General features: G+C 61.5%; 24 protein-coding genes. 17 read left to right on the top strand and 7 right to left on the bottom strand.

The genetic code is table 11. The annotated features are described in order from the left end of the window. Positions 1-143: 143 nt before the first annotated feature. Complete coding sequence (locus G6N66_RS22735) at positions 144-758, bottom strand: TetR/AcrR family transcriptional regulator (RefSeq protein ID WP_085234948.1); 615 nt, start codon at positions 756-758, stop codon at positions 144-146. Positions 759-920: 162 nt separating this feature from the next. On the opposite strand from G6N66_RS22735, the gene G6N66_RS22730 reads away from it, so the two are divergent. Then, positions 921-1,610 (top strand): DUF427 domain-containing protein, encoded by a 690-nt coding sequence (locus G6N66_RS22730; protein WP_085234949.1) that lies wholly within the window; start codon positions 921-923, stop codon positions 1,608-1,610. Between the two features lie 139 nt (positions 1,611-1,749). On the opposite strand, the gene G6N66_RS22725 is transcribed toward G6N66_RS22730, so the two are convergent. From G6N66_RS22725 to G6N66_RS22715, 3 genes are all read right to left on the bottom strand, one after another. Then, positions 1,750-2,376, bottom strand: coding sequence for a TetR/AcrR family transcriptional regulator (locus G6N66_RS22725; protein WP_085234950.1), 627 nt, complete (start codon positions 2,374-2,376; stop codon positions 1,750-1,752). Positions 2,377-2,523: 147 nt separating this feature from the next. After that, on the bottom strand, positions 2,524-3,288 hold the full coding sequence (locus G6N66_RS22720) for an alpha/beta fold hydrolase (protein WP_232079395.1): 765 nt from the start codon (positions 3,286-3,288) through the stop codon (positions 2,524-2,526). After that, on the bottom strand, positions 3,281-3,910 hold the full coding sequence (locus tag G6N66_RS22715; protein WP_179968307.1) for a TetR/AcrR family transcriptional regulator: 630 nt from the start codon (positions 3,908-3,910) through the stop codon (positions 3,281-3,283). Before G6N66_RS22715 ends, G6N66_RS22720 begins: the two co-directional genes overlap by 8 nt. A 259-nt stretch (positions 3,911-4,169) precedes the next feature. On the opposite strand from G6N66_RS22715, the gene G6N66_RS22710 reads away from it, so the two are divergent. The 15 genes from G6N66_RS22710 to G6N66_RS29760 all read left to right on the top strand — a co-directional run bounded on the left by G6N66_RS22710 (position 4,170) and on the right by G6N66_RS29760 (position 19,469). Next, positions 4,170-5,594 (top strand): aldehyde dehydrogenase family protein, encoded by a 1,425-nt coding sequence (locus G6N66_RS22710; protein WP_085234952.1) that lies wholly within the window; start codon positions 4,170-4,172, stop codon positions 5,592-5,594. A 26-nt stretch (positions 5,595-5,620) separates the two neighbouring features. Next, positions 5,621-6,910, top strand: a complete 1,290-nt coding sequence (locus G6N66_RS22705) for a cytochrome P450 (RefSeq protein WP_085234953.1) — start codon at positions 5,621-5,623, stop codon at positions 6,908-6,910. Further along, positions 6,903-7,709 carry a TauD/TfdA dioxygenase family protein gene (locus G6N66_RS22700; protein ID WP_085234954.1) on the top strand — a complete coding sequence of 269 codons (807 nt, stop codon included), beginning with the start codon at positions 6,903-6,905 and terminating at the stop codon, positions 7,707-7,709. The genes G6N66_RS22705 and G6N66_RS22700 overlap by 8 nt, the downstream gene beginning before the upstream one ends. A 14-nt stretch (positions 7,710-7,723) precedes the next feature. After that, a complete protein-coding gene (gene pcaC / locus G6N66_RS22695; protein ID WP_085234955.1) occupies positions 7,724-8,104 on the top strand; it encodes a 4-carboxymuconolactone decarboxylase in 381 nt (126 codons plus the stop codon). An 8-nt stretch (positions 8,105-8,112) separates the two neighbouring features. Next, positions 8,113-9,003 (top strand): NAD(P)-dependent oxidoreductase, encoded by an 891-nt coding sequence (locus G6N66_RS22690; RefSeq protein ID WP_085234956.1) that lies wholly within the window; start codon positions 8,113-8,115, stop codon positions 9,001-9,003. 342 nt (positions 9,004-9,345) lie between these two features. Then, the gene (locus G6N66_RS22685) at positions 9,346-10,641 is read left to right on the top strand and encodes an MCE family protein (protein WP_085234957.1); all 1,296 of its coding nucleotides are present in this window, start codon (positions 9,346-9,348) and stop codon (positions 10,639-10,641) included. Continuing rightward, complete coding sequence (locus G6N66_RS22680) at positions 10,638-11,669, top strand: MCE family protein (RefSeq protein ID WP_085234958.1); 1,032 nt, start codon at positions 10,638-10,640, stop codon at positions 11,667-11,669. The genes G6N66_RS22685 and G6N66_RS22680 overlap by 4 nt, the downstream gene beginning before the upstream one ends. Further along, positions 11,662-12,765: an MCE family protein gene (locus G6N66_RS22675; RefSeq protein WP_085234959.1), complete on the top strand. Its 1,104-nt coding sequence runs from the start codon at positions 11,662-11,664 to the stop codon at positions 12,763-12,765. Before G6N66_RS22680 ends, G6N66_RS22675 begins: the two co-directional genes overlap by 8 nt. Further along, positions 12,762-14,156 (top strand): MCE family protein, encoded by a 1,395-nt coding sequence (locus G6N66_RS22670; protein ID WP_085234960.1) that lies wholly within the window; start codon positions 12,762-12,764, stop codon positions 14,154-14,156. Before G6N66_RS22675 ends, G6N66_RS22670 begins: the two co-directional genes overlap by 4 nt. Further along, complete coding sequence (locus G6N66_RS22665) at positions 14,153-15,448, top strand: MCE family protein (RefSeq protein ID WP_085234961.1); 1,296 nt, start codon at positions 14,153-14,155, stop codon at positions 15,446-15,448. Before G6N66_RS22670 ends, G6N66_RS22665 begins: the two co-directional genes overlap by 4 nt. Further along, positions 15,448-17,076: an MCE family protein gene (locus G6N66_RS22660; RefSeq protein WP_085234962.1), complete on the top strand. Its 1,629-nt coding sequence runs from the start codon at positions 15,448-15,450 to the stop codon at positions 17,074-17,076. Before G6N66_RS22665 ends, G6N66_RS22660 begins: the two co-directional genes overlap by 1 nt. Further along, a complete protein-coding gene (locus G6N66_RS22655) occupies positions 17,073-17,873 on the top strand; it encodes a hypothetical protein (RefSeq protein WP_232079394.1) in 801 nt (266 codons plus the stop codon). Before G6N66_RS22660 ends, G6N66_RS22655 begins: the two co-directional genes overlap by 4 nt. Further along, a complete protein-coding gene (locus G6N66_RS22650) occupies positions 17,870-18,448 on the top strand; it encodes a twin-arginine translocation pathway signal (protein WP_232079393.1) in 579 nt (192 codons plus the stop codon). Before G6N66_RS22655 ends, G6N66_RS22650 begins: the two co-directional genes overlap by 4 nt. A gap of 113 nt (positions 18,449-18,561) precedes the next feature. Continuing rightward, complete coding sequence (locus G6N66_RS22645; protein ID WP_085235024.1) at positions 18,562-19,059, top strand: Rv2253/PknI dimerization domain-containing protein; 498 nt, start codon at positions 18,562-18,564, stop codon at positions 19,057-19,059. 5 nt (positions 19,060-19,064) lie between these two features. Beyond that, entirely contained in the window at positions 19,065-19,469 is a 405-nt protein-coding gene (locus tag G6N66_RS29760; protein WP_085234963.1) for a hypothetical protein, read from the top strand. A 17-nt stretch (positions 19,470-19,486) separates the two neighbouring features. Here G6N66_RS29760 and G6N66_RS22635 read toward each other — a convergent pair whose 3' ends face one another. The 3 genes from G6N66_RS22635 to G6N66_RS22625 all read right to left on the bottom strand — a co-directional run bounded on the left by G6N66_RS22635 (position 19,487) and on the right by G6N66_RS22625 (position 21,545). After that, entirely contained in the window at positions 19,487-20,080 is a 594-nt protein-coding gene (locus tag G6N66_RS22635; RefSeq protein ID WP_085234964.1) for a twin-arginine translocation pathway signal, read from the bottom strand. After that, a complete protein-coding gene (locus G6N66_RS22630) occupies positions 20,077-20,796 on the bottom strand; it encodes a hypothetical protein (RefSeq protein WP_085235025.1) in 720 nt (239 codons plus the stop codon). The genes G6N66_RS22635 and G6N66_RS22630 overlap by 4 nt, the downstream gene beginning before the upstream one ends. 143 nt (positions 20,797-20,939) lie before the next feature. After that, positions 20,940-21,545, bottom strand: coding sequence for a hypothetical protein (locus G6N66_RS22625; protein ID WP_139825388.1), 606 nt, complete (start codon positions 21,543-21,545; stop codon positions 20,940-20,942). A gap of 160 nt (positions 21,546-21,705) precedes the next feature. Here G6N66_RS22625 and G6N66_RS22620 point away from each other — a divergent pair, with 160 nt between their 5' ends. Then, the gene (locus G6N66_RS22620) at positions 21,706-22,998 is read left to right on the top strand and encodes an aromatic ring-hydroxylating oxygenase subunit alpha (protein WP_085234966.1); all 1,293 of its coding nucleotides are present in this window, start codon (positions 21,706-21,708) and stop codon (positions 22,996-22,998) included. Positions 22,999-23,049: the final 51 nt, after the last annotated feature.

Genomic DNA, 23,049 nt, shown 5'->3' with positions numbered 1-23,049 from the left:
CGGGATCAGAAGGTGCCGATGTTTCCCATGACCCAGTACCAGAACCCCACCAGGCCGGCGGCTGCACCCCAGCCAAAGCCGATGCGAGCGATCTCTAGCCACATGATTATTCCTCCATCTCGGTTGGGCGTGACAGTGTGAACTCATCGGGGCTCCAAGCCGTGACGAGTGCTTGCCAGGAACGCGTCGAGGAGCCGGGCACGAGTGGGTTTGAGGTCATGGTTTGTGACCAGCAACGAATACAGACCGAGCAGAAAGAACAGGGCGCTGTGCACGGCGTCGACATGGTCAGAGACTTTGCCTGCGGCTTGGGCCTGCCGAATGTCCTCGGCGACGAGTGCCACTAGTTGATGCTCCGTTGACTTGGCCCACCCGGGCGGGCGGGTCTGCGAGAAGTGCAGGGCAAGTACATCTCTGAACAGCCGCTTCCCCAGCCGCGTCTCCGCGGCGGTGACGAGTCTGACTACCTCCGACAAGGTAGACCACAGGTCGTGCGGTGTCTTGAGAAAGCGGGCCAGTTCGCGGGCAAGGCGATTCACCAAATCCCGCTCTACCTCTTCTAGTACGTGCTCTTTGGTGGGGAAGTGGAAATAGAAGGTGCCTCGTGCTACGCCGGCGCGCCCGATGATCGCACCGATGTCGGCGTCGCCCATGCCCGATCGCTTGAACTCGGCTTTGGCTGCCTCATATATGCGCTGGCGTGTCTCGAGGCGTTGCGCCTCGCGTCCACGCGGCTTGTCGCTCACTTCTGCTGTCATCGCAGACTAGTGTCAACCCACTAGATGACGAATGTCAATGACAAATTTCAATGACAGTTGTCAGTGAGATGGTCTAGACTGTCACTGTGACTTGCCTTTTTGATGTCGTCGCGGGGTCGCCTTGAGAGAAAAGCGGCGCCGGTTCGACGCAAGGGCGGTTCGATGGCCCTGACCACACCGCAGGGGCCGCTGGGCACCGATCCCGCGGGCTGGTTCTCTGAGCCGTTACCGATCGGGGTCGTTTATGTCGAGCCGCATCCCCGACGCGTTCAAGCTATTCAAAACGGTCGCACGGTTATTGATACCGAGCAGGCACTGATGGTGCACCGCCCTGACCGCATCCACCGATATGCCTTCCCGGCCAATCAGGTTGGCGACTTGCCACACAAGCCCGAGCCCGCCGCACCGGGATACGTCGTCGTGCCGTGGGGAGCCGTCGATACCTGGCTGGAAGAGGGGCGCTTACTCGTCGATTACCCGCCAAACCCATATCATCGCGTCGATTGCCATCGCACGAGCCGCCGGCTGCGCGTCGAAGTGGGCGGCGTGACGCTGGTCGACACGGACGACACTGTGATCGTCTTCGAGACCACGCTTCAGCCCCGCCTCTACGTGAGCCCAACGTTGGTCCGCACCGACCTGTTGCGACGAACCACGACATCGAGCTACTGCAACTACAAGGGTGCGGCGACGTACTGGTCGGCTGCGGTAGGTGATGCCGTAGTGGAAGATGTCGCGTGGAGCTACGAGGATCCACCACCAGAGAGCCTGCCGATCGCGCGACACCTCAGCTTCGATTCCAGTAGGTGCACGATGTTGGCCGAACTGCCCCAGGCTAACCCACCGCGTTAGGCTGCCCGTAGGGCGAACGGCGAGAGGAGTTACCTGACAATGACTTTCGCAAAGTATGTTGGGCAAGCTCCTCGCCGGGCGAAGTCAGCTCCGACGTGGCGGACCAACGAAGTTTCTGGCCGCGGAGTGGCCAACCTCGTCACCGTGGCAGAGCGCCATTCAGAAACAGGCTCACGGCAAGCTTCAGGTGGCGTTCTTCTTGCCTTTTGCTGCGGAACACGGCGAAATCTGCCAGCCGAGCAGGCAGGGCCTCGACCATCGCCAAGAAGTGTTCGGCTGCTATCTCGATGTCATCGACTTCGATGTTCCCGGATTCTTGGTGCTGACGCAGTAAATCCATCACCTGGCGTTGGCGACGCGACCAACCTAGGGTTTCAGCGCTGACGGCGAATTCCGGGAACCGGCCGGACTCGTTCATTACCACTCGGTGCAGCCGCCTCGTGTCAGGGTCGAGGGCACGTTTAATCGCGCCGCGCCCGATCTCGGTCAGCGCGGCTTCAAGGTCCTCATCGTTGATCCGGCGGTCTAGGTCGCGGTCCACGGCACGGCTGAAAGCCCACGGGATGACGTCAACGAATACCGCCCGTTTGTCGGGGTATCGGGCGTAAAGAGTTCGCTTGGTGACCCCGGCCGCCTGGGCGATCGCCTCCATGGTCGTACCGTCATAGCCGTATTCCAGGAACGCGGAGACGGCACCCTCGCGTATTCGTTCCTTAAGTTGGGCGGCTTCCTCCTGTGTCGGTCGTCCACGCCGTGCCGTTGTCATCCTGCAAAGTGTACGGCTAGGTGTACTAATTGACGGCGGCCGGATGGATCGATGCGGCTCCCTTGGTGGGCGCCAAACTGGATTTCAATCCCGGTGGGGGCCTGCAGTGCCCGCCGAGAGCGACCGTATTGGCGGCCGTCAGCCTGGCTAGCGTGACGCCGAGGAACGAAGCCGACAGCGCTCTAGTAAGACCCTGGCAAGCCACTTTGGCTTGCTGATCATCACATCGTGGCAGCTGTCGACACAGATTAGCGTTGCCACGCCCCCAAGCGCGTCGATGTACTGACGCTGTCGGCGGACTGACAACGCTCTGTCTGACAGCGTCATAATCCACGTTCGCGGCACCGCTTCGGGCATGTCGCGGCGATCGACGGGCTCGACGATGACATTCAGGGACTCTGGATAGAGCCGGGATAATGTGAGCTTGCGTTGCTCGCGACTCATTCCGTTGCAAAACGCCAGACGGGCAGCTGCGGGCGGCATCGGGAACGATCGGCCAATCGAGACCCCGGCCCGCGACAGTGGAGCCAGTGGTCCGCGAAGCGTCTTGATCACCGACTTGCCCTGTGGCGGAACGAATGCCGCCACCAATATCATTTCGCGCACCCGATCAGCGCCAAGCTTGGAAACCACACCCGGCACCGTCACTCCCGCCAGCGAATGCCCAACGACCAGAACGTCACCGAGGCCCGCGTCGTCCACATCAGTGACCACTGAGTCCACCCAGTCGCAGATGCGGACATCAGACAGGTCGGCTGGCCTAGCGGCCCGGCCCGGTAGGTCCACGGCGACGACGGGCAGTTCAGGTGCAAGCTGCGCTAGTTCGGCGACGACAAGTTCCCAACAGTCCGCGGCATGTGCGCCGCCGTGCACCAAGACGAGACCGGGCAGGACCGTCGCTCGATCAATCACGCGTCAAAACACCCCTGAGAAACAGGTTGACGGCATGATGAAGATGTCGCTCTCCTTCTTCCTTGGTGCGATAGATCCCGAAGTCGGCCAGCCGTTGCGGCATCAGCTCGATCATCGCAAGGAATTGCCCTGCGATCACCTCGAAATCGTCCACGTCGATGGTTCCCGCTTCCTGATGGTGGCGCAGCAGCTCCATCACTTCTCGCTGGCGCGCTGACCAGGTCATCGTCTGGGCACTGAGGGCGAACTCCGGGAACCGCGCCGATTCATTCATTGCGATCCGGGTCAGGCCCAGCGTTTCAGGATCCATAGCCCGTGCGAGTGCACCACGTCCAATCGCGATGAGCGCGAGTGCCAGATCGTCCTTGTTTCGGTGTGAGTCGGGTTCGCGCGCTGTCCTTAGCGTCAGTGCCCAGGGGATCACATCGAGAAATACGGCCCGCTTATCGGGATAGCGTGCGTACAAGGTCCGCCGTGTGATGCCCGCTGCTCGGGCGATCGCTTCCATGGTTGTACCGTCATAGCCCTGTTTGACGAATGTCGCGGCCGCGGCTGTGCGAAGCTTCTGATGCAGTTCCTCAGCTTCGGCCTGCGTCGGTCGACCTCGTCGGCTGGTCACCATCCGAGAACTATACAACTAGGTATATTTAGCGGTCGCCTTGACAAAATATACGCAGCTGTGTATTTATAGGTGTGCGAGACAACTTGTTGACTCCGGCTGATTCGCCTATCCGCAACACTGACATCTTTATGGAGGGCGCTTGCGTCGGCACGGAGATCGTGATCTTCGGCGTCAACGGCAATCGCGCTGGCGAAGAGGCGGCCCTTGCAGCATCACCTGACGGCTGGAATACCGAAGGAACGGGTCAGAGGAGTTGAAAGTGCCAGTCACTCAATCATTTATCGATGGTGAGTCCGTCGCCTCGGCGCAGGTATATGACAATATCGACCCGTCCTCGGGCAAGTCACTAGGTGCGGTGGCGCGCGCCGGTGGAGATGAGGTCGACCGCGCTGTGACAGCCGCAAAACGGGCGTCCAGAGCGTGGCGCACTACGCCCCCAGCCGACCGGGCCAGAGTCATGAGCCGTATAGCTGATCTCATCGAGCGCGATCAAGAGCATTTGGCGCTCATAGAGAGCCAAGACACCGGCAAACCGCTGTCGCAGGCGCGCGCCGACGCCCTGGTCTCGGCACGATACTTCCGCTTCTACGGTCATGCGATCGACAGCTACTACGGACACACCATTCCGCTGTCGACCGATCTGCATGTCTATACGAAGCGCGAACCGCTGGGTGTCACGGGGCATATCGTTGCCTGGAATTATCCGATGCAGCTGTTGTGCAGGGGCATTGCTCCAGCGGTCGCCACAGGCAACTGTGCGGTGGCCAAACCGGCCAATGAAACACCGCGCACCGCAGTAGCTCTCGCTGAGCTAGCGTTCGAGGCCGGATTGCCGGCTGGCGTGTTCAATGTGGTGACCGGTATCGGCACCGAGGCCGGTGCGGCCCTGACGGCCCACCCGGGAGTCGACCATATCGGATTTGTCGGTTCCGCCGAGGTCGGCTCGGTTGTTGGGCACGCCGCCGCCGAGCGGGTTGTTCCCGCGCTACTCGAGCTGGGCGGCAAGTCGGCTCAGATCGTCTTCCCCGATGCCGACCTTCTCCGCGCGACCGAGTTCATCGCAAAGGCAATCCTGCAAAACGCCGGCCAAACCTGTTCGGCCGGCTCACGATTGCTGGTTCAAGAAGCTATCCATGACGAACTTGTAGAAATGGTCAAGCACCGTTTCATGCGAGTGTCGATCGGTCCCGGCATCGAGGACAAGGAACTTGGGCCGCTCATCTCACGCAAGCAGCAACACAGGGTTCAGTCGATAGTCTCCGGCAACACCAAGGGCGAAATCATCTGCGGTGGCGATGCGCCATCGGCGGCAGACCTGGCTGACGGATCGTATTTCGCGCCGACCTTGATCGACGGTGTCGACCCTGTTTCGGAAATCGCGCAGGAAGAGATCTTCGGCCCTGTGTTGACAGTCAACAAGTTCGGCGACGAGGAGGAAGCGGTGAGTTTGGCTAACGGCACACCGTACGGACTCCTCGGCTCCGTATGGACCTCCGACCTCTCGCGCGCGCACCGGCTGGCCGCCGAGATTGAAGCGGGACAGGTATACGTCAATACCTACGGTGCCGGCGGGGGAGTGGAGCTGCCGTTCGGCGGGTTCAAAAAATCAGGCTACGGCCGCGAAAAAGGATATGAAGCGCTCGACACGTTCACTGCCACGAAAACCGTTGTAGTGCACCTTTGATGCTCACGGAAGGTAAGGGACACACCATGAGCTTCTCCAACTCCACTAACTTCTTTACCGATCAAAGCCTGGTCGGAGACCCCTATCCATACTTTGACTACCTTCGGTCGAGATACCCGGTGCGCCGTGACGAAGCCAGCGGTGTCGTGACGGTCACCGGCTACGAGGAAGCGCTGTCGGTGTATCGGGATACCGATGCGTTCTCGTCGTGCACGTCGGTGATCGGGCCCCTAGCGGGATTGCCGTTTCAGCCGGAGGGCGACGACATCGGTGCGCTCATCGAGCGGTACCGCGACCAGATCCCCCTCAGCGAGCATATGGTCACCTTCGATCCGCCGGAACACACACGCGCCCGCGGCCTACTGAGCAGGCTGATTACACCCAAGCGCCTCAAGGAGAATGAGGAGTTTATGTGGCGTCTGGCCGAGCGGCAGTTTGACGAATTCCTGGACCGGGGTCGTTGTGAATTTCTGCGCGACTATGCTAAGCCCTTCGCCACGCTGGTCATCGCCGACCTGCTTGGTGTTCCGGAAGGGGACCACACAGCGTTCCGTTCCCGTCTTGCTGCGGCCAGTGTCGGTGCGATCGAGGACGATCCGAAGTTCTCCCACAATCCGCTGGCGTTCCTCGAGGCACAGTTCACCTCCTACATCGAACAGCGTCGACGCGAGCCGCGTGACGACGTGCTCACTTTGTTGGCCGAGGCCAAGTACCCGGACGGGTCGACGCCCGAGGTCATCGACGCGGTGCGCCTTGCGACATTTTTGTTCGCCGCCGGTGCGGAGACGACCACAAAACTGCTCTCCGCCGCACTGCACTTAATCGCCGATCGTCCCGGTCTGCAGCATCTGCTACGCGAAGATGCCAGTCGTGTCCCGCTTTTCATCGAGGAGACGCTGCGCATGGAGAGCCCGGTGAAGAGCGATTTCCGCCTCGTCCGAAAGTCCACGACCATCGCGGGTGTTCACGTGCCGGCGGGTGCCACCGTGCTGCTTCTGCCCGGGGCGGCAAACCGAGACCCTCGGCGGTTCGACAACCCCAATGAGTTTCAACTAGATCGCCGCAATGCTCGAGAGCACATCGCGTTCGGCCGCGGCATCCATACCTGCCCAGGCGCCCCGCTGGCTCGGGCGGAAGGACGAATTACGGTCGAGTACTTTCTCGATCGGGCTGACGATATCCGGATCTGCGAGGCGGAACATGGCCCCGCTCACGCCCGTCGCTACGACTACGAGCCGACCTACCAGTTGCGCGGACTCACCGAACTGCACCTCGAATTCACCCCTGTCGAACGGGAAGGCGCAGTTGATGGTTGAGACGATGGCGCTGAGTCCGGCGCTGGGCGTCGAGGTCACCAGTGTCAAAAGCCTCCTTGATGACGCGGTTATCGGCCGGTGTATGGAGGCGCTCAAATGGCGTGGTGTGCTGCTGATTCGGGGCCTACATCTCGACGACGACGAGCAATTAGAGTTCGCGCGCAGGCTAGGCACCGTGCTCGCGCCGGGAGGCAAGGAGATCTTCAAAGTCAGCCTCGACCCGTCGAAGAACCCCGCCGCGGAGTACCTCAAGGGCACTTTCAATTGGCACATCGACGACACCACCAACGATGTGCCCGCGAAAGCCACAATGCTTACGGCGCGGCATGTGGCGATGACCGGGGGCGGCACACAGTTCGCAAATACCTATGCGGTCTGGGAAAACATGTCCGCACAGGAGCGCGAGCTTTACCAGGGGCTGCGCGTCGTGCATAGCTTTGAGGCCGCGCAGCGCCTCTTGGTCGGGGACCCGGCGGAGGAGGACCTAGCCGCCTGGCGCACGCTTGCAACGCACGAAAGTTCGCTCGTCTGGAAGCGGCGTGATGGTCGCTGTTCTTTGGTGATCGGTGCGACCGCTGACCACATCGTGGGTCTAGAGCCAGACGAAAGCCGCAAGCTGTTGGATGAACTGCTCGCACGGGCGACCGAAGAACGCTTCTGCTACACCCACGACTGGCAGGTCGGCGATCTCGTCATCTGGGACAACACCGGGATCCTGCACCGCGCCCTGCCCTACGATTCGTCTTCAGAACGTACCCTGCATCGCACCACGATCGCCGGCGAAGAGCCTTGGTTGTAGGACGAGGAGAAGAATTGAGCGAGAACACTTTCGACAAGGGACTGCGCATCCGCACAACGGTGTTGGGCCAGGAGTATGTGGACAAAGCCGTCAAAAGCGCTAGCGACTTTAACCGACCGTTCCAGGACCTCGTCACCGAATACTGTTGGGGAGCCGTGTGGGGACGCGACGAGTTGCCCCTCAAGACGCGTAGCATGCTCACGCTGGCGATGATCTCGGTGCTCAACCGCCCACATGAGCTACGCACCCACGTTCGGGCGGCGTTGACCAACGGTGTCACCCGCGATGAAATCCGCGAAATCTTCATGAAGGTAGCGATCTACGCGGGGGTTCCTGCCGCCGTCGACAGCTTCCGAATCGCCCGCGAAACGTTCGCGGAACTTGATCAGCATTAGGACACGCCATGCGAATCGGATTTATCGGCCTGGGCCACATGGGGTTTCCGATGGCACGGCGCCTCATCGAGGCAGACCACGACGTCATCGCATACGACACGCGCGAAGAAGCCCTCGGCCGTCTCATTGAACTCGGGGCACAAGCCGCCTCGTCGCCGAGGGATGTCGGGGATCGCGCCGAGACCGTGATGGCGAGCCTTCCGTCGCAGCAGGTTTCGTTTGAGGTGGCTGCCCTGGCCGATGGTGTAATCGAGGGCGCAATGGTCAAGCGTTTTGTTGACTTCTCGACCATCGGCAGCCAAACGGCTAGACGCGTCCACGCTCAACTTTCGCGACGCAACATCGCCGCGATCGACAGCCCCGTCAGTGGCGGGGTTGCCGGTGCCGAGAAAGGCACGCTCGCGATGATGGTATCGGGTCCTCGCGCGGATTTTGAGACGCTGACCCCTGTCCTGGAATCGATGGGTAGGCCCTTTTACGTCGGCGACAAGCCAGGCTCGGGGCAGACGATGAAGCTGATCAACAATATGCTGGCGGCCACCGGACTCATCGCAACATGCGAAGCCGTCGTAATGGGTGTCAAGTCGGGTCTGGACCCACAGGTCATGATCGATGTGCTCAACGCCGGTTCTGGTGCGACCCACGCGAGTCGGGACAAGTTCCCCCGATCGATCCTGCCTCGCACGTTCGACTTCGGCTTCGCCACGGGCTTGATGGTGAAAGATGTGCGGCTCTATCTCGAAGAAGCCATTGCCCTCGGGGTATCCCGCGAAGTCGCTGAGGCGGTCGGACGATTATGGGAGAGCGCGATGGAGGAACTGGGTCCTGACTCCGACTTCACCGCCGCGATCAAGCCGATCGAGCGATCGGCTGGTGTCGTCGTCGGCGGCTCTGAGTGAGGGCTCCCTGTATTTTTAGCTGGCCCAACGATTCCGAATAGTCGCGGGCCCTCGCGGTGACGCCGCCGCTTCGACGCACCCCGGCGGGCCGGGCGACTGTCTCGGCGCATGCTGACGTTCGCCTAGCCCTCCGTTGGTCGCCTCAGGAGCGTCTCTGCAAGCCGGAGTGATTGCGAAATAGGTTGGCGGCCATCACGAGAGTGTTTGGCCGAGCTCAAAATTTTTCACCGTTCCTCACACGCAGAGGAAACATTGACAATAATATACTACTACGTGTACTTATAAGCACACAGAGCCGTAGCCAGCGGCAACTTCGACCCTGTCCGGCCTAGGGGAGGTGACGTGACGCAGAACCTCGGGCCGGGCCCGCTTCACCGATCTGAAGCCGCCAGCGCCGCAGCACCCGTCGCGCCATCGCCGGGGAGTGATTTCGGCGCGACGTCATATGTGCGACTCATAGCGGGCCTGGTGACGGTTCTCGTCATTGTTGGGATTGTGGCCGTATCGGTGAGTATGTTCCAGGGCCGCTTCGTATCCGCGGCACCGGTAACCGTCCTCTCGCAGCGCGCCGGTCTGGTGATGAACCCGGAAGCCAAGGTAGAGATCGGCGGGGTGCAGGTCGGCAAGGTCGCATCGATCGAAACATTGCCGAATGGCCAAGCGGCGCTCCACCTTGCGATGGACCCGTCAGTGCTGCCCAGTATTCCCGCCAACGTGCTTGTGGACATTGCGTCCTCGACGGTATTCGGCGCCAAGTTCGTTCGGTTGGTGCTGCCAGATGAGCCCTCGACGCAGCACATACAGGCCGGCCAGGTCCTTGACGCGAAGCATGTCACGGTTGAGATCAACACCGTGTTTCAGCAACTGACATCGCTGTTATCACAGATCGATCCCGCCAAGCTCAACGAAACCCTGGGTGCAATGGCGTCGGCGCTGAGCGGTCGGGGCCACAAAATCGGGCAGATGCTGAGCGACCTGGACGCGTTTCTTGCCACGCAGGACCCCAGTCTTCCCGCCTTGAGCCACGACCTGGCTGCTCTTCCTGCGGTCGCCCGGGCCTACGCCGACGCCGCGCCCGACATCGTCCAGACGGCCGAGCATGCGACCCGGATCGGTAAGACATTCGTCAACGAACAGCGAAACCTGGACGCGTTCTTGATCAGCGCGATCGGTTTGGCCGACCTGGGTAACGACGTGATTGGCGGCAATCGGCATGCGCTGACGGACGCGCTGCATCTGTTGGTGCCGACCACCGATCTGCTCAACCAGTATCACGAAGCGCTGCAATGCGGCATCGGTGGTGTCGTGGAGATAACAAAGGTCCCGCCACTGCCGGACCCGGGTATCACCACCATTGTCCAGTTCGCCCTGGGTGCCGAACGCTATCGCTACCCGGTCCATCTGCCCAAGGTCGCTGCAACCGGTGGCCCGCAGTGCCAAACCCTTCCCCTTGTGCCCTTCGACAAGGCGCCGCCGTTCGTGGTCGCCGATGTCGGTGCTAACCCGTGGCAGTACGGCAACCAGCAAGTTCTGATCAACTCCGACGCGCTCAAGCAGCTGCTGTACGGGCCGATCCCAGGTCCACCACGCAACAGCATGCAGATTGGGCCGCCGTGGCCAGGCGGGCAATCCGGATGACCGGCGCACGTGTGACGATGATCAAATTCGCGGCCTTCGTGATCGTGATGGCGCTGCTGACGGTGTCCTTATTCTTTGTGTTCGGCCAGTACCGCACTGGCAGCACGACAGGATATTCCGCTGTCTTCATCGACGCCTCGCGCCTCAAAGCCGGCCAGTCGGTGCGCATCGCCGGGCTTCGAGTGGGCACCGTCAGCGGCGTCTCGTTGCGTCCCGACAACAAGGTGCTGGTGAAATTCGATGCCGACCGCAAGGTCGTTTTGACCAGTGGCACGAGGGCAGTGGTTCGTTATCTCAACCTGGTCGGTGATCGCTACCTCGAACTCGTCGACGGTCCCGGTTCGGCAAGGGCGCTGGGTCCTGGTGCGCAGATCCCGGAAGAGCGGACCGCGCCCGCGCTCGACCTCGACCTGTTGTTGGGTGGCCTGAAACCCGTTATCGCGGGTCTGAATCCACAAGATGTCAATGCGCTCACAGCAACACTTGTGCAGATCTTCCAGGGCGAAGGCGGCACCATGCAGTCCTTGCTGTCGAAGACGTCCTCGTTCTCGAATACCTTGGCCGACAACAACGAGACGGTGCAGCGGCTGATCGACAACCTCAAGACCGTCCTGGGGACACTGGCCAACGATCGCGACGATTTCTCCGGCGCGATCGATCGGCTGCAACGACTGGTCTCCGGCTTTTCCGGCGACCGCGACACGATCGGTGCCGCGATCGACTCCCTGGACAAGGGAACCGCGTCGATTGCGGACCTGCTGACTAGGACGCGGGCTCCGCTGGCGGGCACGATCGACCAGCTCGGCCGGTTGGCTCCACTGCTCGATCAGGACAAGGACAAAATCGACGCCTCCCTGCACAAGCTGCCCGAGAACTACCGAAAACTGGTGCGGCTCGGCGCATACGGCAGCTGGATCCCCTATTACGTCTGCGAACTCAGTCTGCGTGTTTCGGATCTGCAGTATCGGACCGTCGTGGTGCCGGTCTGGAAGGAACACGGCGGAAGGTGCGCGGAACCCGATGCTTAAGTACCGCGGACCACGCCTCATTCGCGCCGGATTCCTCGGCGCTGTCCTGGTGGTTCTTGTCACCCTCGTGGGGCTGTCGCCCGATCAGCTGCTGCAACAGGCCACGACAGTCAAATACCAGGCGCTGTTTTCTCAGGCGGGCGGCCTGGCGGTAGGCAATGACGTGACGGTATCGGGAATCAAGGTCGGTACGGTGTCAGGTGTTTCGCTGAATGACGGCGATGCCTTGGTGACCTTCAGAGTCAACGGGAAGGTGCGGCTCGGGTCGGATAGCACCGCACACATCAGAACCGGTTCGCTGCTGGGGCAACGGGTGCTCACTGTAGAGCCAAGGGGTACAGGCAGGCTGCGTCCGATGCAGGTGATACCCGTCTCGCGCACGTCGTCGCCTTACTCGCTGACTGAGGCCACCAGCGACCTCACCAGCGATCTCGCCGACACGAATACCGAATCGCTCAACCAATCGCTGGACACCCTATCGGCAACCCTTGACCAGATCTCGCCGCAATTGGGGCCGGCCTTCGACGGGGTAACGCGATTGTCGCGAGCCCTCAACAGCCGCAACAAAACACTGGGCGACGTACTCCAAGGCGCCCGCGATGTCACAGACGTACTGTCCCAACGCAGCGAACAACTCAATACGCTCATCCTCGACGCAGACGATCTCCTCGGGGTGCTGGTGACGCGACGCCACGAGATCGACCAGCTGTTGGCCAACACGTCCGTGGTGGCCAAACAGTTGACCGGGTTGGTGCATGACAACGAGACGAAGCTCGCCCCGGCGCTGGAGAAACTGAATTCGGTGACCGCGATGCTTCAAAAGAACCGAGACAACATCGCCAAGGCGCTGCCGGGTCTGGCCAAGTACGAGCTTACGCAGGGCGAGGCAGTGTCCGGCGGGTTCTATTACACCGCGATGGTGCCGAATCTCTTTAACAGCCAGATTTTCCAACCGTTCTTCGACTACTTCTGGGGTTTCAAGGCCTTCGGCACACCAGGCTATCCGCCGGACACCGCTGGGCCTCGGGCGTTGTTCCCCTGGCCGTCCAACGGTATTCGGCCGGAAACTGGGCCGTTCCCGGGCGGTCCACGTTGATTCCACGCAACAGGCTTGTCGCTGCCGCCGCGGTCGTCCTGGTCGGACTCACCGTGGCGGGAGCGGCGTTGATCGTTCGACAGACGGTATTTCGCTCGACGACGCTTACCGCCTATTTCACCGTTGCGACCGGGATCTACCCCGGCGACGACGTGAAGATCGCCGGGGTGAAGGTTGGCAGGATCGAGGGCATCCAACCGGACGGCACTCGCGCGAAAATGACCTTAACCGTTGACCATTCGGTACGCATCCCCGCCGACGCAAAAGCGGTGATCGTCGCCGAGAACCTGGTCGCTGCCCGCTACGTCGAACTCACGCCGGCCTACCGGTCACACGGCCCCACCATGCGCGATGGTGCGGTGATTCCGATCGAGCGGACGGCGATACCTGTCGAATGGGACCAGATCAAAGAGCAATTGACCCGACTGGCAACGGATTTAGGGCCAAATAGCAGGGTATCGACACCATCCGTAGCGAGGTTCATCGACAGCGCCGCCACCGCGCTGGGTGGTAACGGCGATAAATTGCGCGCGACACTTGCTGAATTATCCGGGGTGGGGCGAATCCTCGCCGACGGCAGCACCAACCTCGTCGACGTGATCAAGAACCTGCAGACTTTTGTTGCGGCTCTCCGCGACAGCCATCAACAACTGGTGCTGTTCAACAACCGGCTCGCAACGCTGAGCAGCACGCTCGACGACAGCAAGTCCGATTTGAATTCGGCGCTGACGGATCTGTCGACGGCAACCGGTGAGGTACAACGATTCATCGCCGGCAGTCGCGATCAGGCCTCGGAACAGATTCGGCGGTTGGCCGACCTCACCCAGATCCTCGTCGATAACCGCATGGCCCTCGAGAATGTCTTGCACGTCGCGCCCAATGCGCTCGCCAACGCCTACAACGACTACGACCCCGACTACGGAGCTATCCGTGGCGGCTTTTCGATTTCGAACTCGGCTAATCCGGTCTGGGCGTATTGCTCGCTGATGGAGGCCATCGGCAACGTCACAGCGAGCGAGTCGGCGAAGTTGTGCGGCCTGTACCTCAGTCCGGGACTGCGGGTGGCGAACCCGATGTTCCTGTTCAACTTCAACTATCTTCCAGTTCCGGTCAACCCGTTCCTGGCGCCCTCGGCAACTCCGCAAAACATCGTGTACACCGAGCCACGACTGGCACCCGGCGGTGAGGGTCCCAAGCCCGGTCCTCCCGAGCTGCCACTGGCAGTGTCCGCGTATACCGGTTTGCCGGGCGACATTGCTCCGGCGGAACCGCCACCGCCGCCGGCGCGGATACCGGGAGCTGCGATGCCCGAGCCACCTGCGCCGACGACTCCGGCGGAACCTCCGCCGCCCATACCGGGCCTGCTTCCGGCGGAAGGAACGCAACCATGACCGCCGGGGTCCTGGGGCGGCGGATATCCGCTATCTGCTCGTGCGTGATGCTGGCCGCGACCGGCTGCGCATTCAACGGCGTGAACTCGCTGGCACTGCCCGGCGCAGTCGGACGCGGCCCCGGTGCCCACAAATACCACGTCGAGATTGCGAATGTCGGTACGCTGGAATCAAATTCACCGGTAATGATCAACGACGTCGTGGTCGGCAGCGTCGGAAAGATGACGTTGGAAGGCTGGCATGTCGACGTCGAGATCTCGGTAAAGCCCGACGTCGTCGTGCCCGCCAACGCGGTAGCCAGTGTCGGCCAAACCAGCCTGCTGGGGTCGATGCATCTGGAGCTGAATCCGCCGCTGGGCCAATCCGGCAGCGGAAGTCTCCACCCGGGCGCCACCATCCCGCTGAACAACTCGTCGACCTTTCCGTCCACAGAGCAGACCCTCTCGTCGCTCTCGATTTTCATCAACACGGGCGGGTTCACCCAGATAGGCGACATCATCCACAATTTCAACGCGGCCCTATCGGGGCGCGCAGGCGATGTTCGCGATCTGCTCAACCGCTTCGACAAGTTTGTGGGGGTCCTCGACGACCAGCGCGACAACCTGGTTGCGTCGTTACAGGAATTCAACCGGCTTGCTGGGACGTTCGCCGAGCAACGCGACGTCATCACCCAGGCGCTGCACACAATTCCGCGCGCGCTGGACGTGCTGATCCGGGAGCGGCCGCGCATCGTCAGCGCACTCGACAAACTCCGCGTGTTTTCCGACACGACCACCAGGCTGGTCGACGACGCAGGAACCGAACTGGTCACGAACCTGAAGAACGTTGAACCGGCGATCCGCGCGCTCGCCGACATCGGCCCGGAACTCGACAAGGCCCTCGCGTACTTCCCGACTTTCCCGTTCCCGCAGAACCTCATCGACCGTGGCGTCAGAGGCGACTACGTCAACGAGTTTGTCACACTCGACTTGACGAACGCGGGGCTTAGGAAGGCCCTATTGTTGGGCACCCACTGGGGCAGGTTGGGCGCGGAGTTGCCACCTGCGCCCGGCGACCCGGCGTACTTGCAGTACCAATACACGCCAGATCCACTCAATCCATCGGCTCCCGGGCCGGTGGCGCCACCGGCCGGCGCGCCGCTAGTCCCCACCGCGGCGCCGGGACCAGCATTCCCCGTGCAGCTGCCGCTACCGTCACCGGGCGCACCTCCGCCAGCGCCTCCAGCGCCGCCGGGCGCACCGGCTGGGGCGGGACTTGGGTCAGCGCCGCCGACGGATGGGAGTGGCGGCTGATGCTAACTCGTTTTGTCCGGATCCAATTGGCGATTTTCGCTGTGACAGGGACCATCGCCATGGTTGTCATGGTCTTCTGGTACATCCAGGCACCGACGTTGCTGGGCATCGGGAAACTAACTGTCACGCTGGATCTTCCTGCCTCCGGTGGCCTGTACCGGTTCAGTAACGTGACCTACCGCGGAGTGCAGGTCGGCAAGGTGACCCAGGTGCGCTGGACCACCTCTCACAGTGTGAAAGCAACTCTCTCCCTTGACTCTTCGCCAAAGATCCCGGCGGATGTGCAAGCGGAGGTGCACAGCATGTCGGCGGTGGGCGAACAGTACGTGGACTTGCGGCCGCGAACCAGCGCACCGCCGTACCTGCAGGACGGCTCGGTCATCACCATGCAGAACACCTCCGTCCCACCGCCGGTCGGGCCGATGCTCGACAAGACGAGTGCCTTGATCAACAGCATCCCCAAGGGCAAGCTGAGCGCACTACTCGACGAGGCCTTCAAGGGATTCAACGGGGCCGGATACGATTTCGGATCGCTGTTGGACTCATCAGCACGAATTTCGGGAGACCTCAACGGTGTCGCCGACCAGACCAGGACCCTGACTGATGACACCGGCCCGTTACTCGACTCGCAAGTGCAGACCACCGACGCAATCAGATTGTGGGCGCATAGCCTCGCCGGATTCACCGGACAGCTGGTAACCAACGACCCACAGGTCCGTACCGTCCTGGAACGCGGCCCTGGTGCCCTCGACGAGGCGTCGCGGCTGCTCAACCAAATCAAGCCGACGCTGCCCGTATTGTTGGCCAACCTCACCACGGTCGGCCAAATTGGCGTGACCTACCACCCTTCACTCGAGCAGATGCTGGTGTTACTGCCGCCGTACATCGCCGCCCTGCAATCGTTCGCCGGTAATAAAAACCCGACCGGCTTGCCGACCGGCGTCTTCGCTATCACGTTGGATGACCCGCCGGGATGCACGGTGGGCTTCCTGCCGCCCAACAAATGGCGCTCTCCGGCGGACACCACAACGATTGACACACCGGACGGGCTTTACTGCAAACTGCCGCAGGACTCGCCGATCGGGGTGCGTGGCGCGCGTAACTACCCGTGCATGGGACACCCCGGAAAACGCGCGCCGACGGTGGAAATCTGCGACAGCGACAAGCTGTACGAACCACTGGCGAAGAGGCAGCACGTGTTCGGCACCTACCCGTTGGACCCGAACCTTGTTGCGCAAGGCATCCAGCCCGACGACCGGGTCAACTGGACCCGTGGCAGAACCTTTGGACCGGTTGACGGAACGCCGCTGCCCCCGGGGGCGGTCCCGCGAGGAACACCACCGACGCCGCCGGGCGCGCAGCCACCATCGTCGGCTGACCTTTCGTCGATCGCACCTGTGGATGTTCCCGACGCGCCCGGGCCGCCCGCCGGCCCCGTCAACGGTGGTGCTCACGCGGCGCCTAGTTCCTTCGGCGGCAATGAATCTCGGCCCGGTCCGGTGGTGGCAGTTACGCACTATGATCCGCAGACCGGCCGCTATTTGGGTCCGGATGGCCAGGTTTATCGACAGTCGGACCTCGTGAGGTCATCCGCGCCCAAAAGGTGGCAGGACATGCTGCCCACGTGACGCGAACCATCGGGGAGGTGACGATGCCGTCGCCGGACGATCAACGTGGGACGCTCGACGCTCGCCTTGATCGGGATCCTTGCGTCGCAGAAGCAATGGAAGAGGTGGCCCGGACCGAAGCCCGGGCGGCGATCGCACGCGTTCACGCGATACGGCTGCGCGAGCAACTCGAGGCTGGGGCAAGCGAGCAGCTCGACATGAAGGCTTCCGCCGACGCAGATGAGATTGATGGCGCGGATGTTGAGGATGACGTCCCCAATCTCGCGCTAACGTCGGCCGGTCCGGCTCGGCTGCGGCGCAGCTGGTTCCGTCGACCGACGCGAAAGAGTTTGGCAGTCGCCGCCGCGTTATTGGTTACCTGCGCCGGCGTGGGAGCAAGCGGCTACGTCGTGTGGCATCACCGCGCGCTTACAGCTGAACATCAGCGCGCCGCAGAGTTCACTGCGGCAGCGCGCGAACGGGCTATCACGTTGATGTCCATTAGTGCCGACAGTGCCCGAAAAGACGTGCAGCACATCATCGATGACAGCACAGGTCCTTTTAAGGCCAAAATGCTGGTCACCGCGGACGATTTGGTCAAAACGATTGAGCGGTCGAAGGTCAGCACCAAGGTCGTCGTGAAATCTGTTGTTGTCGAGTCGATGACAAATGATTCAGCGGTAATCCTGGTCGCGTCCAAGGCCGATGCTGTTGGTCCGGGTAAGGACACGCCGGCGCCGCGGTCCTGGCGAATTGTCATGACTCTGCAGCGAGATGGCGGCCAGCTCAAGATGGCGGATATCGAGATGCTGCCGTGAGGGTTGGCGGCAACTCCGATATCGACGGAGTAGTTCGACTCGACGCCAAGCTGGCGCGCTTCCGCTGGATTGGGCGCTGGGTGCGCCGGCCCCGCGCGAGTTGGCGCCCGATACTGTTGACGGTTTTGCTCGTTGCCGCGACCGGGTTTGCGGCAGGGTGGTTCCACTTTGAGTACCGCGTGGATCGCCAAACCGACAAGTTCGCCGCCCGCGAGGTGGTCAAGGCGGCATCTGAAGGAACGGTCGCGCTCCTGTCGTACTCGCCGCAGGGTCTGAGCCGCGATTTTGAGAACGCGAAGTCACGCGTTACTGGCGACTACCGGGCCTTCTACCAACAATTCACCGAACAAATCGTGACGCCCGCGGCTCAACGGGCGCAACTCATCACGACCGTGCGCGTAATTCGAGCCGCAGTCTCGGAGCTGCATCCGAATTCGGCTGTCGTGCTTGCATTTATTGAACAGAATACGAGCAGTAGGGACAAACCGGAGCCGGTGAAGACCTCGAGCAGTCTTCGAGTAGTGCTGAAGAAGGTTCGGGGTTCCTGGCTGATCGACAAGCTCGATGTCTTATGAAAGTCTCTGTTAGCTATCTTGATTCGGGCCCGATCGGCTGGAACTGGAAGTGGGCGACGGCGTGTACGAGGCGTTCAAGGGGCCAGTGGAAGAGCCGCTCGAAGGGCAGGGTGATGGGCGCGACACTGTTGGCTGCCGCCATTTGGAGCAGTCTCGGTGGGGTACCGTGTGCGCGAGCATCTGTGAGCCACGCCATCAACGGCACATATCGTGCGACGTCGGTCGGTACTTGGGCGAAGACAAACAATTCATTTCATGACGAGCCGATTGTGACGAGCACGTGGACTGTAACGTCCTCGTGCAGCACGGCTCAGGATTGCGCGGGCGAAGTGACAAGCGATCAGGGGTGGAGTGGACCGCTTATCATGCATGACGGCTCGATGTGGTTCGTCAAGCGCGAGGTGCCGAATTGGGGAACTTGCCCTGACGGCAGCACATTCGCGGGGCAGCAGATGTTCAGCTTTACTCCCGTGACGCCAGATGGTTTTGCAGGGCCGGACTGGTCGCCAACACTTACTGGCAAGGATGCGACGATCGGACCGAGCGGCGCCTGTCGAGTGAACAAAGCGCTCGCAATCGAGATGCCCTTCCGGCTAGACAAGATTGGGTGACGTGAATGCGATTGTTGGTTGCGCCGGCTGCCGCGTTGCCGGTTTTGGGTGCTCTGTTGGCGCCGCCCGCCGCCGCTGGACCAACGGTCTGCGACGATCCCACCTGCACGCCGGGCATTGCCGCGCACGTGGTTCTCGGCGCGCCGTGCGATAACTCCACCTACTATGTTTTCGGGACCGCGGATTACTACGTCTCGTTTGCTACGCAGCCCGGGCGGTTGATGTTTTGCGGTTCGCCCAGGAGATTCGAGCCCAGATGGTTCCGGTCTCCTCCGATGGCCGGAGTCAAAGACGAGAATTCCGATTGCGCGGATTGGCCGGAGTACTACGTGGCGCAAGCGCCGGATGGGCTGTTCCTCACGTGCATTGTGCAGAACGGCCGGCTTCGCTGGGTTCGTGGCGACACCTAGCCGTGACTTTCCGGCCCCTACAGCGGGTTGAAGGACGAGATAAGCCAATTCCCATCGGTTTTCGTCAAGGTGACGAGAACGCTGCTTGGAGTTACGGCTGCTTGCGGCCGATCCTTGCTGACGGTGCTCTGATTGACGAACACCAGTACGACGGCGGAGTGAAGACTCAATTCCGAGACAGCAGCACGAAGCACGACAGCAGTCGTCTTGACGGAGTTCTTTCTGGCGGCCGGAGCTACGATCTGCTGGGTGAACTGGCTGTAGTAGGACAAGAAGTCACCCGTCAAACGCGTTTTGGCGGAGGCGAAATCGCGATCGAGCGTGTCGGGCGAATACGACAATATGGCGACCGTCCCGTCGGTAGCTGCGGTGATCACAGTCTTGGCGGCCGCCGCATCGGTGGCCCGGTCGGGCCGATATTCGAAGAAGAACAGCCCCACCGCCGATGCCACGGAAGCCATGGCCACCAATGCCATTAGTACGCTTGCGGTTCTTCCGCGCAACAACTGCTTCGTGCCGCGCGCGAAGAGTTTCAGCCGCCCGGCGCTCGCATCTTTGTCGGGGAGGGTGTCGGCGACGTCTTCGATTACTGGCGTTTCATCAAGTTTCATGGCACGAACTGGACTTTCGACATCTTGAGCTGGCCACCGTCGCGTACGACCGTCACGATTAGCCTGAACTCACGCGGATCCTGCTTTGCGCCAGCGGCATTGGTGACGTCCGATTTCGATGCCACCAACACCACTGCTGAATCCCTTGTCATCGAGTCCAGGTCTACGGCCACGGACTCAACGGCACCCTGCTCGACCACCTTGGACTCTTCCACAGCCTTTGCGAAATCGTCAGCCATCTTTTGCATGTCGGCCTTGAAGGAGCCAGTGGAGTTGTCGAGGATACGCTGCACATCCCGTTTCGCGTTGTTGCAATCTAGTGACGTCAGCGCCATGACGCCCTGCCGGGCGGCGGCGGCGAACTCTGTTGTTCGCTGGCGCTGTTGAGAGGCGTCGTGACGCTCCATGACCATGTAAACGGTGGCTGCGAGCGACGAGGTAATAACGGCGATGGTCAGAATTGCTGCGAGGCTGGACAATCTGGGACGCCGAAGCCAGCGGCGATACCAACTCAGCGCGTCCGGCATGGTGCCCGGAGTGGCATTATCTTGGAGCTCGCTTCCAGCAGGCGCCGTCTGAGCCTCGGCGGATTCAGAGGCTTCTGCGAGCTCTACTTGTCGGCGCAATCGAACGGCGCGCGCGCGTGCACGTGCGCTCGCCGCCAGCGCCTCGGCCTCCGCGGCTTCTGCCTCGGCCAATTCGGCCATTGCCTGCATCTCGAGGGCTGCGTTTGGTGTCTTGTCTTCGTGGACGGAATCTAGATCGTTGCCTTCGGACTTTTGGCGCACACTAGCACTCATAACTCACCGTCCGACAGGGCGGCGCTGGAGGTCGATTGATGGAGAAAATGTGTAGCTCCCTACGCCGTTTGCCAATGAATCGCGGGCTTTTCAGCAGCCGCCCGGCTCGTGGCCTCCGGTCGGCAGGTGCGAAGGTCAATGCCGCCGAACGTTTCGACAAGACCCACCAGGTTGGTGGACGCGCCTGCAGCTCCGAGCGCCTGCTTCTTGAACGCCTGTGCAGCGATGCTGAGCCGATGGTGCACCGACGTTCCCAGTCCTTCGAACTCTGTCGGCCAGCCGTTTCCGCACAACATGACCTTCGTCTGACCCTCGTCGATCGCCTCGAGAGTGCGGTGGCGCACCTGCTCGTCATGCCGAAATAGGTTGGCGGCCACCATCAGTGTGTCGGGTCGTGCACGAAGGGCAGCTCTGGCTTGCGGGGTGTGGAGAGCGATTGCTTCGGCGCCCACGATCCGCAATGCCCGGTTATTGGTGCGGTCGTTGACCAGCGCAATGGTCTCGCAGCCCGCCAACGCTTGATCGAACAGCCAGCCCCCAGCAGCGCATATGACCTCGGCTGCGGTGTCGCAGAGAACGAAGAGCCGGTGTCGAATTGCACGGCCTCGTGGGCGAAGCCACACCTGGGTGTCCGCGTTGAGGTCTTCCGCGGCTAGACCAGCCATGACATCTCCGTTTCGTCGTCGTTCGACCAAAGCCGATGACTGGTTGACAAAAATATACAGCCAAGGGTAATTATAAATATACGGAGCCGTATCATTGCAAGCCCGAGAGATGGTTCCAAGCTCTTCGCCCACGGCGTACCGCGGCTACAGGAGGCAGAAAATGCGTTACTTCGCGAAGCCGGCCGAGGGCAGCTGGACAAACCGCTACCCAGAGCTGGGGTTTGGCCCCGTTAACTACACCGATTCGATCGATCCCGACTTCTTTGAGGCCGAGCGTGAGGCGATCTTCAAGCACACCTGGCTCAACGTCGGTCGGGTTGAACGGGTGCCCCGAAAGGGAAGCTATTTCACCAAGGAACTAGCCGTGGCGAAGACCTCGGTAGTCGTCGTCAAGGGCAACGACGACGAGATCCGGGCCTTCCACAATATTTGCCGGCACCGGGGTAACAAGCTCGTTTGGACTGACTATCCGGGTGAGGAGACGTCGGGCACTTGCCGGCAATTCACCTGCAAATACCACGCGTGGCGGTACACCCTCGAGGGTGACTTGGCGTTCGTTCAGCAGGAAGAGGAGTTCTTCGACCTGGACAAGAGTCAATACGGTCTAAAGCCAGTGCGCTGCGAGGTGTGGGAAGGCTTCATCTTCGTCAACCTTGACCCGAAAGCCGAACCGCTGAACGACTATTTGGGGCCACTCGCCAAAGGTCTTGAGGGCTACCCGTTCCATCAGATGACGGAGTTTTATCAGTACCGTGCCGAGATCGGCAGCAACTGGAAGCTGTTCATCGATGCGTTCGCCGAGTTCTACCACGCCCCGGTTCTGCACAGCAAGCAGTACACAGCGGACGAAGCCCGCAAGATCATGCAGCACGGCTTCGAGGCCTTGCATTACGAGGTCGCTCACCCACACGGGATGGTGTCATGCGCAGGCGGTCAGTCGCCCCCGAAGGATTTGAGTATGGTTAAGCCGATCGATCAGGTGCTGCGCAGCGGGCTGTTCGGCAACTGGGATCGACCTGACATCGATGGGCTCGATCCGCTTCCGCCCGGTATCAACCCCGGCGGCAGCAAGATCTGGGGCATCGACTCCTTCCACTTCTTCCCGAATTTCATGCTGCTGTTTTGGGCTCCGGGTTGGTACTTGACGTACCATTACTGGCCGACGGCGGTCGACAAGCACATTTTCGAAGGGACAATGTATTTCGTCCCGCCAAAGAATGCGCGCGAGCGCTTGGGCCACGAGCTTGCGGCTGCGACGTTCAAGGAGTTCGCCCTCCAGGACGCCAACACCCTGGAGGCCACGCAGACGATGCTCGCCTCGGGCGTGGTATCGGAGTTTCCGCTCAACGACCAGGAGCTACTCCTGAGGGCATTGCATAAGAACGCCGGCGATTACGTCAGGCAATATCGCGAAAATGATGGCGTCGCAAGGGGTAACGGCGCAGTGCATTGAAATATGCTGCCGCACTACGTAGTTGGGCGCAGCGACATGGCACCAGGCTGC

This window comes from Mycobacterium conspicuum, assembly GCF_010730195.1.
GTDB classification, from domain to species: domain Bacteria; phylum Actinomycetota; class Actinomycetes; order Mycobacteriales; family Mycobacteriaceae; genus Mycobacterium; species Mycobacterium conspicuum.
The sequence above is the reverse complement of the archived record's forward strand: the minus strand, read 5'-3'. Positions and strand labels throughout refer to the sequence as shown.

What these genes read in the sequence shown, in the direction of transcription:
- G6N66_RS22735 (WP_085234948.1), bottom strand. Translation starts at nt 758, where the DNA reads ATGACAGCAGAAGTGAGCGACAAGCCGCGTGGACGCGAGGCGCAACGC.
- G6N66_RS22730 (WP_085234949.1), top strand. Translation starts at nt 921, where the DNA reads ATGGCCCTGACCACACCGCAGGGGCCGCTGGGCACCGATCCCGCGGGC.
- G6N66_RS22725 (WP_085234950.1), bottom strand. Translation starts at nt 2,376, where the DNA reads ATGACAACGGCACGGCGTGGACGACCGACACAGGAGGAAGCCGCCCAA.
- G6N66_RS22715 (WP_179968307.1), bottom strand. Translation starts at nt 3,910, where the DNA reads ATGGTGACCAGCCGACGAGGTCGACCGACGCAGGCCGAAGCTGAGGAA.
- G6N66_RS22705 (WP_085234953.1), top strand. Translation starts at nt 5,621, where the DNA reads ATGAGCTTCTCCAACTCCACTAACTTCTTTACCGATCAAAGCCTGGTC.
- G6N66_RS22700 (WP_085234954.1), top strand. Translation starts at nt 6,903, where the DNA reads ATGGTTGAGACGATGGCGCTGAGTCCGGCGCTGGGCGTCGAGGTCACC.
- G6N66_RS22690 (WP_085234956.1), top strand. Translation starts at nt 8,113, where the DNA reads ATGCGAATCGGATTTATCGGCCTGGGCCACATGGGGTTTCCGATGGCA.
- G6N66_RS22680 (WP_085234958.1), top strand. Translation starts at nt 10,638, where the DNA reads ATGACCGGCGCACGTGTGACGATGATCAAATTCGCGGCCTTCGTGATC.
- G6N66_RS22675 (WP_085234959.1), top strand. Translation starts at nt 11,662, where the DNA reads ATGCTTAAGTACCGCGGACCACGCCTCATTCGCGCCGGATTCCTCGGC.
- G6N66_RS22665 (WP_085234961.1), top strand. Translation starts at nt 14,153, where the DNA reads ATGACCGCCGGGGTCCTGGGGCGGCGGATATCCGCTATCTGCTCGTGC.
- G6N66_RS22660 (WP_085234962.1), top strand. Translation starts at nt 15,448, where the DNA reads ATGCTAACTCGTTTTGTCCGGATCCAATTGGCGATTTTCGCTGTGACA.
- G6N66_RS22645 (WP_085235024.1), top strand. Translation starts at nt 18,562, where the DNA reads ATGGGCGCGACACTGTTGGCTGCCGCCATTTGGAGCAGTCTCGGTGGG.
- G6N66_RS29760 (WP_085234963.1), top strand. Translation starts at nt 19,065, where the DNA reads ATGCGATTGTTGGTTGCGCCGGCTGCCGCGTTGCCGGTTTTGGGTGCT.
- G6N66_RS22635 (WP_085234964.1), bottom strand. Translation starts at nt 20,080, where the DNA reads ATGAAACTTGATGAAACGCCAGTAATCGAAGACGTCGCCGACACCCTC.
- G6N66_RS22630 (WP_085235025.1), bottom strand. Translation starts at nt 20,796, where the DNA reads ATGCAGGCAATGGCCGAATTGGCCGAGGCAGAAGCCGCGGAGGCCGAG.
- G6N66_RS22625 (WP_139825388.1), bottom strand. Translation starts at nt 21,545, where the DNA reads ATGGCTGGTCTAGCCGCGGAAGACCTCAACGCGGACACCCAGGTGTGG.
- G6N66_RS22620 (WP_085234966.1), top strand. Translation starts at nt 21,706, where the DNA reads ATGCGTTACTTCGCGAAGCCGGCCGAGGGCAGCTGGACAAACCGCTAC.